General features: G+C 70.4%; 13 protein-coding genes and 2 pseudogenes. 8 read left to right on the top strand and 7 right to left on the bottom strand.

Annotated features, from left to right (window positions below; genetic code table 11):
* Window positions 1-244 precede the first annotated feature (244 nt).
* The 3 genes from AB0P06_RS28530 to AB0P06_RS28520 all read left to right on the top strand — a co-directional run bounded on the left by AB0P06_RS28530 (window position 245) and on the right by AB0P06_RS28520 (window position 4,393).
* Window positions 245-2,866 (top strand): RICIN domain-containing protein, encoded by a 2,622-nt coding sequence (locus tag AB0P06_RS28530; protein WP_363612255.1) that lies wholly within the window; start codon window positions 245-247, stop codon window positions 2,864-2,866.
* A gap of 221 nt (window positions 2,867-3,087) precedes the next feature.
* On the top strand, window positions 3,088-3,552 hold the full coding sequence (locus AB0P06_RS28525; protein ID WP_363612253.1) for a GNAT family N-acetyltransferase: 465 nt from the start codon (window positions 3,088-3,090) through the stop codon (window positions 3,550-3,552).
* Between the two features lie 421 nt (window positions 3,553-3,973).
* Window positions 3,974-4,393: a hypothetical protein gene (locus AB0P06_RS28520; RefSeq protein WP_363612251.1), complete on the top strand. Its 420-nt coding sequence runs from the start codon at window positions 3,974-3,976 to the stop codon at window positions 4,391-4,393.
* Here AB0P06_RS28520 and AB0P06_RS28515 read toward each other — a convergent pair.
* Window positions 4,371-5,468, bottom strand: a complete 1,098-nt coding sequence (locus AB0P06_RS28515) for a chitinase (RefSeq protein ID WP_363612249.1) — start codon at window positions 5,466-5,468, stop codon at window positions 4,371-4,373. The genes AB0P06_RS28520 and AB0P06_RS28515 overlap by 23 nt on opposite strands.
* A 338-nt stretch (window positions 5,469-5,806) precedes the next feature.
* Between AB0P06_RS28515 and AB0P06_RS28510 the strand changes: the two genes are divergently transcribed.
* A complete protein-coding gene (locus tag AB0P06_RS28510) occupies window positions 5,807-6,502 on the top strand; it encodes an alpha/beta hydrolase (protein ID WP_363612247.1) in 696 nt (231 codons plus the stop codon).
* Window positions 6,503-6,795: 293 nt separating this feature from the next.
* On the opposite strand, the gene AB0P06_RS28505 is transcribed toward AB0P06_RS28510, so the two are convergent.
* On the bottom strand, window positions 6,796-7,296 hold the full coding sequence (locus AB0P06_RS28505; RefSeq protein ID WP_363612245.1) for an anthrone oxygenase family protein: 501 nt from the start codon (window positions 7,294-7,296) through the stop codon (window positions 6,796-6,798).
* 1,078 nt (window positions 7,297-8,374) lie between these two features.
* Here AB0P06_RS28505 and AB0P06_RS28500 point away from each other — a divergent pair.
* Both AB0P06_RS28500 and AB0P06_RS28495 read left to right on the top strand, forming a co-directional pair.
* On the top strand, window positions 8,375-8,878 hold the full coding sequence (locus AB0P06_RS28500; protein ID WP_363612243.1) for a carboxymuconolactone decarboxylase family protein: 504 nt from the start codon (window positions 8,375-8,377) through the stop codon (window positions 8,876-8,878).
* A 186-nt stretch (window positions 8,879-9,064) separates the two neighbouring features.
* On the top strand, window positions 9,065-9,592 hold the full coding sequence (locus AB0P06_RS28495) for a GNAT family N-acetyltransferase (RefSeq protein ID WP_363612241.1): 528 nt from the start codon (window positions 9,065-9,067) through the stop codon (window positions 9,590-9,592).
* A 167-nt stretch (window positions 9,593-9,759) separates the two neighbouring features.
* Here the strand turns inward: AB0P06_RS28495 and AB0P06_RS28490 are convergent, their stop codons facing one another.
* Window positions 9,760-10,029: a transposase domain-containing protein gene (locus tag AB0P06_RS28490; RefSeq protein WP_363612239.1), complete on the bottom strand. Its 270-nt coding sequence runs from the start codon at window positions 10,027-10,029 to the stop codon at window positions 9,760-9,762.
* Between AB0P06_RS28490 and AB0P06_RS28485 the strand changes: the two genes are divergently transcribed.
* The gene (locus AB0P06_RS28485; protein ID WP_363612237.1) at window positions 10,022-10,282 is read left to right on the top strand and encodes a hypothetical protein; all 261 of its coding nucleotides are present in this window, start codon (window positions 10,022-10,024) and stop codon (window positions 10,280-10,282) included. The genes AB0P06_RS28490 and AB0P06_RS28485 overlap by 8 nt on opposite strands.
* A 53-nt stretch (window positions 10,283-10,335) precedes the next feature.
* Here AB0P06_RS28485 and AB0P06_RS28480 read toward each other — a convergent pair whose 3' ends face one another.
* The 4 genes and pseudogenes from AB0P06_RS28480 to AB0P06_RS28465 all read right to left on the bottom strand — a co-directional run bounded on the left by AB0P06_RS28480 (window position 10,336) and on the right by AB0P06_RS28465 (window position 12,951).
* Window positions 10,336-10,659 carry an integrase core domain-containing protein gene (locus tag AB0P06_RS28480; protein WP_363612236.1) on the bottom strand — a complete coding sequence of 108 codons (324 nt, stop codon included), beginning with the start codon at window positions 10,657-10,659 and terminating at the stop codon, window positions 10,336-10,338.
* Window positions 10,640-12,013 (bottom strand): annotated as a pseudogene (locus tag AB0P06_RS28475) (IS30 family transposase). The gene AB0P06_RS28480 and the pseudogene AB0P06_RS28475 overlap by 20 nt, the downstream one beginning before the upstream one ends.
* Window positions 11,904-12,290, bottom strand: a pseudogene (locus AB0P06_RS28470) (DDE-type integrase/transposase/recombinase); the annotation flags it as partial. The pseudogenes AB0P06_RS28470 and AB0P06_RS28475, both read right to left, overlap by 110 nt.
* A gap of 55 nt (window positions 12,291-12,345) precedes the next feature.
* Entirely contained in the window at window positions 12,346-12,951 is a 606-nt protein-coding gene (locus tag AB0P06_RS28465) for an AAA family ATPase (RefSeq protein ID WP_363612234.1), read from the bottom strand.
* A 451-nt stretch (window positions 12,952-13,402) separates the two neighbouring features.
* Between AB0P06_RS28465 and proP the strand changes: the two genes are divergently transcribed.
* Entirely contained in the window at window positions 13,403-14,893 is a 1,491-nt protein-coding gene (gene proP, locus AB0P06_RS28460) for a glycine betaine/L-proline transporter ProP (protein ID WP_363612232.1), read from the top strand.
* The last annotated feature ends 92 nt before the right edge of the window (window positions 14,894-14,985 follow it).

Below are 14,985 nucleotides of genomic sequence, written 5' to 3'. Positions count from 1 at the left end.
ACTGTGCCACCGGCCACTTCTGTCGGCAGTACAGCCTGGTCCGGGCAGGGGCATTCATGATCTGCTGGCCGCGCACACGCATGTGCACACCGCCATCACACAAAGGCTCTCCATGAGGCGATTTATTCAACGACGGGCGGCGTGGCCCGTGTCGGCCGTCCTGCTCGCGGGGGCATCGGTCACCGGTCTGTCCCCGGCCCCGGCCTCGGCAGAAGTGCTGACGCCTCCGCTCGGACAACCGGTGGTGTTCCAGAGCATCGGAGACGGGCAGGGCGACGGAGGCAGCCAGGGCCTCGCCGGAGGCAGTGGCTTCCAGATCTCCGGTACCGAGATCCTCTTCCGCGCGACGCCGCCCAAGGGTGACGAGGACAACCAGCAGTGGAAGCTGGAACAGTCCGGCGCCGGCACCTACAAGGTGCGAAGCCTCACCAAGGACGGCTGCATGAGCCGTAGTTCCGACACCGCAGGCAACGCGCGCCTGGCGTTCCAGCAGAACTGCGCCGACCCGAGCACCGACTGGATCTTCGACCGGGTGAAGGGTGAGCGCTACCGCATCCATCCGGCGCAACACCCCCAGGAGACCCTGGAGACGCCGCTGGACCTGTCCGGCGAGGTCACCTTCTCGCCCATCACGGTCAGCGGCGACCGCCAGCAGTGGTACGTCACTCCGGTCGCGTTCCCGCACGGCGCCATGCCGGCCGACGGCGACCGGACACTCGATCAGATGACCTTCCTGACCACGCACAATTCCTTCAACAACACTCCTGACACCAACGGCCACGCCTGGTTCGTGGCCAATCAGAACCAGTCCATCGCGAACCAGCTCCAGGGCGGAGTACGGGCTCTGATGCTCGACGCCCACTACAACAACGGCAAAGTCCGGATGTGCCACGAAACCTGTATGGGTGACGACGGCGGCAAACCGATGTCCTACGTCCTCACCGACATCGCCAACTTCCTCAAGGCCCCGGGCAACGAGAACGAGATCGTCACCGCCTTCGTCGAGGACTACACCACCGCCGAGCAGATGCGTGCCGAGGTCGGCGGCCAACTGGGGGCCGGCGGCCAACTCGACGGCCTGGTGTTCGACCCGCTCGACGACAACCCGACGGACGGCAAGCCCGGATTCGAGGTGAGGGCCAAGGGCTGGCCCACGCTGTCGGCGCTGCGGTCGAGCGGGAAACGCCTGATCCTCTTCTCCGACCGCGACGACAAGACGGACCTCTTCCCTGACGACCCGAGCCGGAACGTCGGCTTCATGTTCCAGAAGGACTGGACCGTCGAGAACTACTGGACCATAGGCGGCCCCGTCGGGAACTCGGACTGGACCTGCAAGTCCCGGTGGAACGAGATCCCCCTCGCGAAAGAAGAGAAGGGGTTCCGGCGCCTGTTCGTCATGAATCACTTCCGTGACGCCCCACTGTTCGACACGGCGGCGAAAGCCGACAACGAAAAGGTCCTCAACCGCGCCGAACGGTTCTGCACCCCGGCCGCACGCAAGAAGCCGAACTACCTCGCCGTGGACATGTACGAGCTGGGCAACCCGCTGAGTGCCGTTCAAGCACTCAACCAGTACACCTACCAGGGCGACACCCCGGGCTACGGCGGCACCCCGAACGAGGTCGTTTCGAACAAACCCGTCGCCGACGCACCCGGCGGTTCGCTGAACGCCGCCTACTCCTACCTCCAAGGGGTCCTGGACGCCCACGTCGACAGCGCCCGTCCCCTGGGAGTGCCGCGAAGCTACACCGGCGGCCACTTCGACGACACCGGCGACTTTCCCGACGGCTACCAGACCTCCTTCACCTACGACAACGCGGTCGTCATCGCCGCGCTGCTCCAGGGGTCCCGCCGTGACCCCGAACGCGCGATCCGACTCGGCGACAGCCTGCTCTACGCCCAGCAGCACGACCCCGCCACCGCCAACGAAGTCATGACCAGGACCGACGGCAGGATCCGCGCCTCCTATCTGCCCGACCCGTTCATCACGACCCTCGGCCGGGACTACCCCGTCGGAACCCCCTACATCGGCGGCTGGTCGGTGTACACCGGGAACATGGCGTGGGCGGGAATGGCGTTCTGCCACCTGTACCGGGCGACGGGAGACAACAAGTACCTCGACGGCGCGCTCAAGGCGGCCGAGTGGATCCAGGCCAACGCCTACGACGGCGGCGGCATCCCGGGCTACACCGGCGGCTACGCCGATACCTCGGAGAACGGCACCGCAATGGTCAAGAAGACCTGGAAGGCCACCGAGCACAACATCGACGTCGGCGCGCTCTTCGGCATGCTCGCGGATATCACCGGCGTCCAGAAATGGCGCGACGGGTCGAACACCGCCTTCGCCTTCGTGAAGAGCATGCAGGCCGACGACGGCCGCCTGTGGACCGGCACCGGCAATGACGGCGCCAGCATCAACCAGGACACCATCCCGGCCGACGTGCAGATCTGGAGCTACCTGGCAACCCTCAGCCCGGACTTCTCCCGCTCGGTGGACTGGGCAGCGCAGAACATCAAGGCGACCGACGGGATCTTCACCGGGATCGGCTTCGCCAACCCCAACTCCTACCGCCCCGACCTGGTGCAGCTCTACAGCTCCAAGGTCTGGTTCGAAGGCACCGCCCACCTTCTGGCCGCCTACCACGCCCGCAGCGCTCCCGGCGACGGCGACAAGGCCGCGATCCTCCAGAAGACCCTGGAAGACGCTCAGACCTCAGCTCCCAACAACGACGGGCACGCCATCGTCGCCGCCTCCAGCGACGGACTCGAAACCGGCCAGGGCGACCTCTACTACGCCTCACGCCACACCGGCGCCACCGCCTGGTACCTGCTGGCGGGCTCAGGAGCGAACCCCTTCCGCCTGTAACGACACAACGCCCACTGAACAGGGCGGCCTTCCCGCAGTTCCCGGCCGACGACCGCACCGACTCGCGTGCCGTCAGTCCATTGCATCGGCGGAGCCTCGGGCAACTGCGCGCAGTCGCCCGAGGCTCCGGCCCGGCGCCTGCTTGAACAGGGTTTTCCCGGTCCTGACGGACGGTCTGGTCGATGGGCGGGGTCCGGGTGTGGGCTGGGTGGCATGGGGCCGTGGATGGGGTCGGCCCGGGCGGGTTTGTTGTGCGTCGTGCGTGCGGGTCGGAGTCGGAGGCGCTGGCCGGGATCGATGTGGTCGCGGCCGGGGGTGACGTCGGGCGGCGGGCGAGTATCCGGCGGTGGTGCCGGCAGGGCCTGGTGGTCGTGGCGGAGGACGTGTCCGGTCTGCTGGGGTACTGCGTGCTTGAGTACACGTTCTTCGAGCAGGGTTTCGTCACGATGCTGATGGTGGCGCCGCCAGCACGTGGCAGGGGTGTCGGTCACCGGTTGCTGGAGGCGGTCGCCGACTCGTGTACGACCCCGAAGCTGTTCACCTCGACGAACGTCTCCAACCGGCCGATGCGGCGGCTTCTTTGGCGAGCCGGATGGAGCCAGGTCGGTTTTCTCCACGGTCTCGATGAGGGCGACCCCGAGCTGTTCTACCTCTGCCGGCCGCAGCCGCAGCCGGCGAGCCCGTGACGGATGGTTTGAGGGGCCCGTACGGCGCCGCCGGACAGGCCGCCCCCGTGGGCCTGTGAGGCCCTGTCACGTCCTGTTGTCCGCGGCGCCTCCCGTGCACGTCCCGGCGGTTTGACCGGGGGAGCCGGCCGGCCCGTGGCGTGTCCGCGGTGGTACGTGTCTTCCGGTTGCGGGGTGTCGTCCGGTGGGTGCTGGTTCCGTCCGGTGGGGGTGTGGGGCGGGGGTGGTTCGTGGGGTGTGTGTCCGGTGTGTCCCCGTGGGTGGTGTTGGCCAAGTCACGTTGTGGCGGGGGGACTTGATGGCGGGGGGTGGTTCTAGAATTGCGGTGGGTTCCCCCGTGCGCCGATTTCCCTCGCCGGTGCCGGGTGGCCTGGGGTTGGGGTAGGTGTTCAGTGGCGACCAGGGGAAGGGCGGCGACCGTATGAGTCCCGCACTGCGACCGTTTCGTGTCGAGGGGAAGGCCGTTCAGCTCGCCGGGTATCTGGCGCAGGAGGAGATCGGTGATCTCGTCGGCTGTTCGTGTATCGGTGACGAGGTCGTCATCGATCTGTCCGACACGCATTTCCTGATCGGTCTCGTCGAGGTGGGCGGAGCGCTGCGGCTGGACTTCCACATGGCTCACGACGGTGCCGCGCGTGCCCGTTCCTGGAGCCGCCGTCTGCCCGCGGGTACGGGAGGGCGTGAGATCGCCCGGCGTATCGCGCTGGACGTGCGGGCCCTGGCCCGGGAGCTCGCCCCGCTGCGCCGCAACCCCCCGGTGCCGGTGGCGCCGGGGGGTGCGGGCAGTGCGGGTGACGCGGGTGATGCGGGTGGTGATGTCAGCGGCCCTGGAGGGTTTTGACGTTGTTGCCGAAGGTCCAGTTCTTTGAGCCGTCCCAGTTCAGGGACCAGGTCATCAGGCCTTTGAGGCGGTTGGTGGTGGTGGTGCCGTAGGTGTTCCAGGCCTGGGCGACCTGGCTGGTGTTCATGTAGCCGCCACCGGCGCCGGGCTGGGCGGGCAGGCCGGGGACCTGCTTGTCGTAGGGGACACGGACGGTGGTGCCCTGGACGGTGAGGCCCTTGTCGAGGCAGTCGGTCTGCTGGGTGAAGCCCTGGACGGTGCCGGCGGAGTAGGAGTCGCCCGCGCAGCCGTACATGCTGCCGTTGTAGTACTGCATGTTCAGCCACCACAGGCGGCCGTTGTCGGCGTATTTCTTGATGACGGGCAGGTAGGCGCCCCAAATGGAGCCGTAGACGATGCTGGCGCCGGTGACGTAGGCGGTTTCGGGGGCCATGGTCAGGCCGAAGCCGGCGGGCATCGCGGCGAGGATGCCGTCGATGATGCGGATCAGGTTGGACTGGGAGGGGGAGAGGGCGGTGATGCTGCCGCTGCCGACGAGGCCGGTCTCGAGGTCGATGTCGATGCCGTCGAAGTTGCCGGCTTTGAGGATCGGCACGATGGTGGCCACGAACCGGTCGGCGACGGCGGTGGAGCTCAGGTCGATGCCGGCTGCGGCCCCGCCGATGGACATCAGCACGGTCAGGCCGTTGGCCTTGGCCTGGCACACCTCGGTGGGGGTGGGAACCTTGACGCCGGTGTCCATGCCGTCCTGCCACAGCGCGGTGCCGTCGGAGAGGATCACCGGGAACGCGGTGGTGACGACGTTGTAGCCGTGCGCGGGGATGCGGGCGTCGGTCAGCGGGATCCAGCCCATCGGCGGGTGGACGCCGTTGGCGGCGCCGTCCCAGTTCTCCCAGTAGCCCTGCAGCACCTTGCCCGTGGGCCGGCTCTGCAGCGCGCAGGTGGCGCCTGCGGCGGCCTGTGTCCCCGCCCGGGCGGGGGCGGGTGAGGTGGGGGCGGCGGTGGCGGCGGGCGCGGCCGAGGCGAGGGCCAGTGCCAGGGCGGCGCCCAGCAGTCGTGCGGTCCGTGTGGTCATGACGGTGTGCTCCCTTCCGGCCATGGCCTGGCGGGCCCGGGGCGGGCCGGCGTGGGGGAGGCCATGGCGAGTGACGTGGGGGTGTTCGGCGGGAAGCCCGACCGCGGGGTGTCGCGGCCCTGACAGGTGTGGGGTGTCCGGGGCGCGTTCCGCGGTCGCAGGGAATCGTAGGAGCACCCTGACGAACCGTCAATAGGTCTGGACCAATCGGTGGTCCGGGGAGCCCGGAGCCCGGATCCCGGTTCCCGGTTGACGGTGCCGGCGCCTGTCTCGTCCGTGCGGGCCGGCGCGGGTTCGGCGAGCATGGGTGGCAGGCCGGGGTCGGCGTGGAGGTGGCGATGAGAGTCGTGTTCGTGCACGGGGCGTGCGTGCGGGACGGGTCGTGGTGGTGGCACCGTACCGCCGGGCTGCTGCGGGAGCGGGGGGTGCCGAGTGTGGCCCCGGCGCTACCGAGCTGCGGTGAGGCGGGCCTGCCCGGCGGCGTCGACGGTCCGGGGCTGCCCGAGGACGTTGCCGCGGTGCGGCGGGTGCTGCGGGCCGGCGACGAGCCGACCGTCGTGGTCGCCCACAGCTACGGCTGTGTGGTCACCGCGGAAGCCGCTGCGGGAATCGGGTCGGTGCGCCACCTGCTGCTGGTCTCCGGTTATCTGCCCGAGGTCGGGCAGAGCCTGTCGGAGTTCGGGGACGGCGGCCCCGCCCCGTTCCTCGACGTCGACCCCGGCGCCGGCACGTTCGGGGTCCGCCCCGAACTGCTCGTGGACACGTTCCTGCAGGACTGTGACGCCGAGGTCCAGGCGCAGGCGGCGGACCACCTCGCCCGGCAGAGCGTGAAGGTGACCGGGCAGCCGGTCGGGGCGGCCGCATGGCGGCAGGTGCCCTCGACGTACCTCGTCTGCGCTCAGGACCGGGGCACCGCGCCGCGGCTGCAGCGCGAGTTCGCCCGCCGGGCCGGCGGCGTCGTCGAGCTGGACGCCGGCCACCACCCGTTCCTGTCCCGGCCCGCGGCGGTCCGGGACCTGCTGCTGAGCCTGTGACGGCAGCCGCGGACGAGCCGGGCCGGCGGTCCGGGGGCCCGGAGCCCGGAGCCCGGAGCCCGGAGCCCGGCGTGCTGCGCGACGGCCGGCTGCTCGTGCGGCTGCGGCCCGGCGGCCGCGCACTGGTCCGGCTCCTCCTGGCCGGGCCGGGCGGCTTCCTCCGCCCCGGCGGTCGCCCGGCGGACGGAGACGGCCTGCGGGTGCTCGCCCGCGTTCCCCGGCCCGAGCCGCCGGGACACCTGCCCACGCCCCCCGGGCAGGTGCTCGCCGCCCCGCGCCCTGCCTCCGTCCGCTCAGGCGCCCGCGCCGCCGTGGAGGACCAGCGCCCAGCACAGGCACCCCAGTGCCGCCGTGCACAGCAGCGCCCGTGCCACGTTCCACCGCACCCACCGCGCCTCGAACCGCCCGCGCACCGCCGCCGGGTCCCCGATCCGCGCCGGTGTCCCCGCCGCGGCCAGCGCGTCGTTCAGCGGGATGTTGATCCGCCGGGTCACCCCCAGCGCCGCCACGTAGAACACCAGCGCCGCCACCACCGCCGGCAGCACGTGCCGCCCGTCGGCCGGTACGTGCAGCGCCACCGCCGCCCCCGTGCACAGCAGCGCCCCCACGAACCCCAGCATGAACCAGCCGTTGAGGATCGCCACGTTCACCCGTTGCATCACCTCGATGAACGTCCGGTCCTCCGCCTCCCGCAGCGCCGGCATCACCGAACACGCGTAGGCGTAGAACAACCCGGCCGTCAGCCCGGTCGTCACCGTGGCGGCCACGAGCGCGATCACACGCGACAGTTCCATCGTGCAGTTCCCTTCCGGCGGCCGACCCGCCGATCAACCGTCACAACACCGGCCACTGCTTACCCCGGCCACTCAAGACCCTCTCAAATGACAGACCGTCAACCCATGACCAGCACCCAACGGTTGGGTCACGGTCGCGCTCTCGCGGGACTCCTCGAAGGCCCCCGGGCCCGCGGTGCGTTCCTGCCGTGCCCCGTCGTCGCCCCCACGTGATCCGGGGCGTATCGGCGCAGGACCTCGTCGAGCCCGCTCGGTGGCGTCCACCGGGGCGCCGTCGGGCCCACTCGTGAGATCGCAGAACGTGATGGCGTCCAACAGGTCGGACGCAGGCCGCTGGAACGCCGCCAGGTCATGTGACAGCCCCAGCTCGGCCGCCTTCCGCTCGGAGGACGCGTGGTGGGCCACGAACGGGCAGGCCAGCGGGGGCCACCCCGGCCGGGCGAGACAGCGAGCACCATCGATCATGTGCCGACCGGTATCAACCGCAGAGGGCACATACCCCACGTCGTGCAGGATCGCGCTCACCATCAGAGGCACACCTCGACCGCCCGGATCCGGGGCCGGCAACTTGGCCCGGGCGAAGACCGGTTGAGAGTGTTCCCACCGAGGAGGAAATTCCGACAGGAGCCTGTCCGCGAGGTCGTGCGCAGTTTCCAACCGCATCGCCCCAGGCTACGGGTCGTCCGGTGAATGATCTCCGGGCTGGATCGGCCGGGGCCGGCTGCTGTGGGCTGCTCGTGGTCCCGATGGTGCTCTTGCCCGCCGTTTCAGCCTGTCCGGCGTCGTCATGGAGCAGGGCGCCAGGACGGTGTGGCCGAGAGCGCCCGGCGGCTGCGAGTGGGAGGTCCGCGGGGAGTGGATCACCCGCCCGCGGACCCCGGCACCGCGCCGGCGGCGCGAGGCGCGGACGGCCGACCCGGCCCCCGCGCCGCCGGGAGTCGCCACCGGAGAAGTCTCCCGCCCCGCCCCGTCACACTCGCGTGCCGCGCTCCGTCGAAGCGGTGACAGCCACGGACCCGAAGGAGACGGACACCATGAACGACGCCCGGATGCCCGACCCCGCCTCGTCCCCGGGGCGATGCCCGCGATCCTCGCCGTGGCCAAGGCCGCCCGCACCGGCGGCGTTCCGCAGACCACCCTGGAACTGGTCCACCCGCGGGCCGGCCGGATCAACGGCTGCAGCTACCGCGTCATCGGCGGGATCGCCGGCACCGGGAAAAACGGCGAGAGCGACGAGCGGCTGCACGCGGTCGCCGCCTGGCGCGAGGTGCCGTACCTCACCGACGCCGAACGCGCGGCGCTCGAACTCGCCGAACACGTCACCCGCCTCGCCGACCGGGCCGTGGTGCCCGACGACGCCTGGAACGCCGCCGCCCACTTCGACGAGAAGCAGCTCGCGAGCCTGGTCCTGTGGATCAGCCTGACCAACCTCTTCAACCGCCTCCACGCCACCACCCGCCAGCCGGCGGCGCCACCTGGTAACAGGGAGATCGGGAGTCAAAAAGCGCTCTGGGTCGAACTGCCCGTCCAACCGCCCACACGCCTGCCTCGCTCCCGCTGCTCCTCGGCCGGGATCGACTGAACACCCCTGAACCGGATCTCCCGTGCGACCCCCTCGCGACGGGCCGGCATCCCGGGCGTGGAACGCGGTGTTCGGCCGACGGCAGGACCACCTGCCGGTACGCGCTTACGTGGATCAGCCGGTGCAGTGCATGTGACGGAAGAAAATCATGCGAGACACATCAGGTGCATCGTCAAGAATGTCCTCATGACCCGTCGGATCGAAGCCCCCTGCGCCGCCGATGCCGCAGCTGTGGGCCGGATGCAGCTGAGGGCTTGGCTCGAGACGTACCCCAACGAAGCGGCGGGGATCGACGAGACGTGGATCCGCGAGCACCGCGGGTCCTCTGCCACGGCGGAGGGCATCGCCCAGTGGCGGGAGTTCATTGAGGAGGCCGAGCGGCAGCCGGACCTGCTCTTCTGCCGTGTCGTCCGCTCCGAGGCGGAGATCGTCGGGTTCCTTTGCGGCCGCCGGGACGGGACGGTCACCCTCGGACCGATGTACCTGCTCGACGAAGCCCAGGGCCAGGGCATCGGACAAAGGCTGATGGGCGAGTTCCTCGCATGGGCGGGGGACGTGCGGATACGCCTCTGGGTGACTGATTACAACGAAAGGGCGGTCCGCTTCTACGAGCGCCACGGATTCACGTTCACAGGTGAGCGCGAGCTCTGGAGAGGCAGGCTGTCCAATGCGCGCATGGTCCGCGACTCCACGCTGGACCGCGAGATCATCTGAGACACCGGGCGGATCGGACCAGTTCGTCCGAGAGCGGGGCCCGACGGATCGGGCCGACCAGACGGGGACGGGTTCTTCATGGCCGCTGCCATGTCACCATGACGCGCGGCCGACGGGCGCAACGCACCCGGCGGGGAACGGCGTTCGAGCGCTCGAAGACGCTTCGGTCAGTGGCGCTCCGGAGCGCTCGCACGGGAACCGCCGCGTCGCGCCCGCCCGGCCCCGCACGCCTGGTCTCCCAGGAACGCGCCGGGGGTGTGCGGCCAGGCGACGGGCCCGGCCAGCGTCTCGAAAAGCGCCTTGAACGGTTTGGTCCCCACCCGGCGACGCGCCCGGCACAGCGCGGAGATGCACGGCCGCGCCAGGGCGAGGGCATCCAGACCGGCGGCGAGCTTGCCCCACACCGCTCCCCCCTCGCTCCCCAACGACTTGGACAAGCGCAAGCAGGTCTCCATCATCAAGTGCGAGGCGACCCCGGACGGGTGGCACGCGGAGGGTCTGGCGGCCAACCCGGACAAGAAGGCGGCGAATTACAAGATCGCGGTTGACTTCACCAACCCCGAAGCCACACTGCTCGCTTCCGGCAGTACCTCCCTGGACGTAGACGCAGAAAAGGACGGAAAGTGGGAAGTGCGGGAGAAATTCACCGCGCCCAAGGGAACATTGTGCGTGCTGGGCCCAGTGTCCTGAGAGGGGAGACGGACACAGTGTAGGCTTTGCCCTATTTCGTAGACACTCGCCTGTTATAGAACCAAGTCCAGGTTAATGACGCTCGTGGCGTGCTGCTGCTCGTAGTCGATGGGGCTGCGGTAGCCGAGGGCGGAGTGCCGCCGCTTGCGGTTGTACCAGGCCGGCCAGGCGAAGACCGCGATGCGGGCCTGCGCCCGGGTCAGCCGGCGTGAACCGTAGAGCAGTTCACGCTTCAACGCGGCGAGGAATGACTCCGCCAGCGCGTTGTCGTAGCTGGAGCCGACCCGGCCCATCGAGCGCCGTATCCCGTGCGTCCGGCAGACCCCGGCGAACGCACCCGACGTATATTGGCCAGGTTCAACCAGTGGACGCAACACTGGCTTGTTGGGTCGATAGTAGGTGGTCGTTGAGGGCTTCGGCGGGTGTCTTCCAAGCGAGGGTCTTGCGAGGCCGGCTGTTGAGCGTGGCAGCGACCGCCTCGATATCCTCCGCGGTCCAGCGGGACAGGTCTGTGCCCTTCGGGAAGTACTGCCGCAGCAGGCCGTTCGTGTTCTCGTTGGTACCGCGCTGCCAGGGGCTGTGCGGGTCGGCGAAATAGACCGGGACGCCGGTCTCGATCGTGAACCGGGCGTGTGCCGACAACTCCTTGCCGCGGTCCCAGGTCAGTGACCGCCATAGCTGCTCGGGCAGGGTGCCGATCGTCGTCGCAAGTGCATCCTTCATCGTCACGGCGCCGTAGCCAGCCAGCGGCGGCCCGTTCTTGGTGCGGGGGACGACGCCGTAGCCGTCCTGGCGGGGCAGGTAGACGAGCACCGTGAATCGGGTCGTGCGCTCGACCAGCGTGCCGATCGCCGATCGCTCGAGTCCGATCAGCAGGTCGCCCTCCCAATGTCCGGGCACAGCGCGGTCGTCGGCTTCGGCCGGCCGTTAGCTGATCAATACCTCAGGCGTGATGTGGGCCCACGCCTGCCGCTTGGATCGGGCCCGGGGCACCCGCGGGGCCCTGCCGGTGCGCAGGCAGGTGACAAGCTCGCGCTTGAGCGCTCCCCTGCCTTCGATGAACAGGGCCTGGTAGATCGCCTCGTGGCTGATCCGCATGGAATCATCATCGGGGAAGTCGACCTTCAGCCGGTTCGCGATCTGCTCCGGACTCCACGCCGTGGCCCACCGGCGGTCGCCGCGGTGCGGCTTGTTCCTCCCGTTCCACGGCGCGGCCTCTGGCCCCAGTGCCGTCCCGTCCGGGCGGCTGACCTGGCCTGAAAGTCTGTCCTGCACGTAGTCCCTCAGCCGGTCGTTCGCGGCCAGCTTTGCCGTCTTCGGGCGCTGAGCCACGAGGTCGGCCTTCCACTGCGCGACCGAAGCCCGATAGTCCATTCGGCCGCCACGGGGCGCGGCGTTACGCCGTAGCTCTCGGGACACGGTCGATGGATCGCGGCCGAGGCGTCGCGCGGTCTCCCGGACTCCGATGCCCTGCGCTTTGAGGATCGCGATCTCTTCACGCTCGTGGAAGGACAGGTACCGGCCGGACTGTGGGGCAAGATCCATCGGTGGCATGCCGCCACCGTGCCGAAACCACCTGCAACCCGCTGCCTGGGATACGCCGACCGCGGCTGCCGCCTCCTCAGCCAGCACCCCCTTCGCGATCTCCCGCCAGAACTGGCGTTCCACTTCCCGCCGAAGCGCTGGCGCACCCGGGGATTTCATCGGCGACCGCCCGGTCAACGCCGCCATCCACCCTGCTGGCCTGCCCATCAACACCTCCGAGGACGAGGTGTTGCGACGACCGATTGAATCTGCCCCGGGCGCCGTGGTCCGGGTGAAACACCACCCCGCGCATGTCGCCGCCCCGGGCGTCGACGGCGGCCTGGACGGCGCCAACGGGCCGCAGCCGGCGCGCATGTGTTCCGCGAGCGACCAGCCCACGACCCTCCCGCGAGTGCATGTCGATCACCGTCGCCAGGTACATCCACGACCCACCGACCGGCAGGTACGTGATGTCCCCGCACCAGCGAACGTTCGCCGCCCCGGGCCCCGTTCTTTGGGTGCCGCCCCGGGCCCCGGTCCTACCCGGCGGCGTGCAGGGCGGCGTGGAGACGGGCGGGCAGGCTGTCCCAGGGGCGGCAGTCGACCACGGGCAGGGTGTGTTGGCGGGCTTGGTCGCCGAGCCAGTGCGAGAAGCGGGCGCTGACCTCGGCGCGGTGCGCCTGGACGCCGTACTCCGGCTCCCGCTCGGCGTAGTTGGCGGCGATCTGTCCGGCGTCGGCCTCGTGAAGGAACACTGCCTGTACCCGTCGGCCGGCTGCTGTGCCTTCGTGCATGGCCCGTGCGGCGGCGGCCGGGGTGAGGTAGTCGCCCTCGATGACGGCGGGTACGTTCACGGTCAGCCGGTTGCGTACGACTCCCAGCACGGCGGGTTCCAGCGCCCGGGCGGTGGCGATCTGGAGGTCCAGCACCTGGGTGGCGGGGAGTTCGGCACTGTCCGGCAGGGTGTTGAAGTGGTGCAGGTCCGGGTGCTGTCCGGCGGTGGTGATCTCCTGTATGGCGCTGACCACGTCGTCGAACTCGACCACGAACGCCCCCGATTCCCTGGCGAGCCGGGCTGCTGCCCGGCTCTTGCCGATGCCCGACGCTCCGCCGAGCAGCACGATGTCCCATGCTCCCGTTGTCATGGGGCGACCGTATCGCGCGGGCTCGGCCCCGGTTCTCGTGGGCCATGACCTTCGCGCAGACACCGTCCAGCAGCGGGCTCGGACGGTCCACAGGCTTCTGGAAGCCGCCCGTGCGCCCGTCGGACCACTGGCCCGGCCCCACCACCATCGCGCGCCCGGAACCCGACAACGCCTGGACCATCCCGCCGCCAGCGGCCGGCGTGGGCAGCCCCGAGTCCGGCGGCGGCGCCCGCGCGCCGACCTGGTCGAGCAGGTGACCGGGCCGGACGGCACACCGGGGCGCAGCGTGCGGCGGCGCCCGCCCGGCACCCCCGGCCCCGCCTCGGTGACGTCCCCCGCCCCGGCCCGGCCGGGTGTGAGTGATCTCTCACCGCCCCGGCCAGGGCGTTTGGGCCCGGCGTGAGCGGTCAGGCGGGGACGGTCCACCGTCCCCGGCAGAAGAAGCGGACCCTTGCGCCCATCGTCACCGACCGCCACCCCGCCCACCCCCGCACCCGGCCCGCCCGCTCCCGGGCCCGCTCCCGGGCCCGCCGCCGCGTCCGCTCCCGGGCCCGGTGGCGGGTCGCCTGTACCCGGCCGGGTCACCGTCGTCGAGCCGGGTATGTTGCGTCGCGCGGTCACCGCCGCGGCCCTGGGCAACGCCATGGAGTGGTTCGACTTCGGCGTCTACAGTTATCTGGCGGTCACCCTGGGCAAGGTCTTCTTCCCGGCCGCCGACGGCACCGCGCAACTGCTGGCCGCCTTCGCGACGTTCGCGGCGGCCTTCCTGGTCCGGCCGCTGGGTGGCCTGGTGTTCGGGCCGCTCGGCGACCGGCTCGGGCGGCAGAAGGTGCTCGCCGCCACCATGATCATGATGGCGGCCGGTACCTTCGCCATCGGCCTGATCCCCTCCTATGCCACGATCGGGATCTGGGCCCCGGTCCTGCTGCTGCTCGCCCGTATGGTGCAGGGCTTCTCCACCGGTGGCGAGTACGGTGGCGCGACCACCTTCATCGCCGAGTACGCTCCCGACCGCCGCCGCGGGTTCCTGGGCAGCTGGCTGGAGTTCGGGACCCTGGTGGGCTATGTCGCCGGGGCCGGCCTGGTGACCGTGATGACCGCGTTGCTGGACGAGCGGAGCCTGCTCTCCTGGGGCTGGCGTCTGCCGTTCCTGGTCGCCGGTCCGCTCGGCCTGATCGGTCTCTATCTGCGGATGCGTCTGGAGGAGACCCCGGCTTTCCGCGAGCTGAGCGACCGCGACGGCGCTGCCGACCGGGCCGGCGCCCCGGCGCGTCCGGGGGGCGGGCTGCGGGAACTGGTGACCACCCACCGGCGGGCCCTGGCGCTGTGTGTGGCGCTGGTGCTGGCCTACAACGTGACCGACTACCTGCTGCTGTCCTACCTGCCGACGTACCTGAGTACCGAGCTGGGTTTCGATGCCACCCACGGGCTGCTGGTGGTGGTGGCCGCGATGGTGCTGATGATGGCCGTCAACGGGCCGCTGGGGCTGCTGTCCGACCGGATCGGGCGGCGTCCGGTGCTGATGGCGGGCTGCCTGGGGTTCCTGGTCCTGTCGGTGCCCGCGCTGCTGCTGATCCGCCGGGGCGCCTACCCGGCGGTGCTGCTGGGCGTGGGCGGGCTGTGCCTGCTGCTGGCCTGTTTCACCGCCACCATGCCGGCCTCGCTGCCGGCGCTGTTCCCCACCCACATCCGCTACCGGGCGATGTCGGTCGGCTTCAACGTCTCGGTGTCCCTGTTCGGCGGCACCACGCCGCTGGCCGTCACCTATCTGATCGGCGCCACCGGTGACCGGATGGTGCCTGCCTACTACCTGATGGCCGCGGCGGCGGTCGGTGTCGTCGCGGTGCTCCTGATGCCCGAGAGCGCCGGCCGTCCGCTGCCCGGTTCGCCCCCGGCGGTCGCCTCCGAACGGGAGGCCCGGCACCTGGCGGACGCCGGTTAGTACTGCAACGGTGCTTAGCGTGACGAGGCTTCAGCTCTTGGGCTGTGGCCTCGTCTCTTGTAGTGGCTGGTCCGGGCCTGGTGTTGGCGTCG

Source organism: Kitasatospora sp. NPDC088351, from assembly GCF_040685575.1.
In the GTDB taxonomy this organism is placed as follows: domain Bacteria; phylum Actinomycetota; class Actinomycetes; order Streptomycetales; family Streptomycetaceae; genus Kitasatospora.
This window is presented reverse-complemented; position numbering and strand designations above follow the sequence as displayed.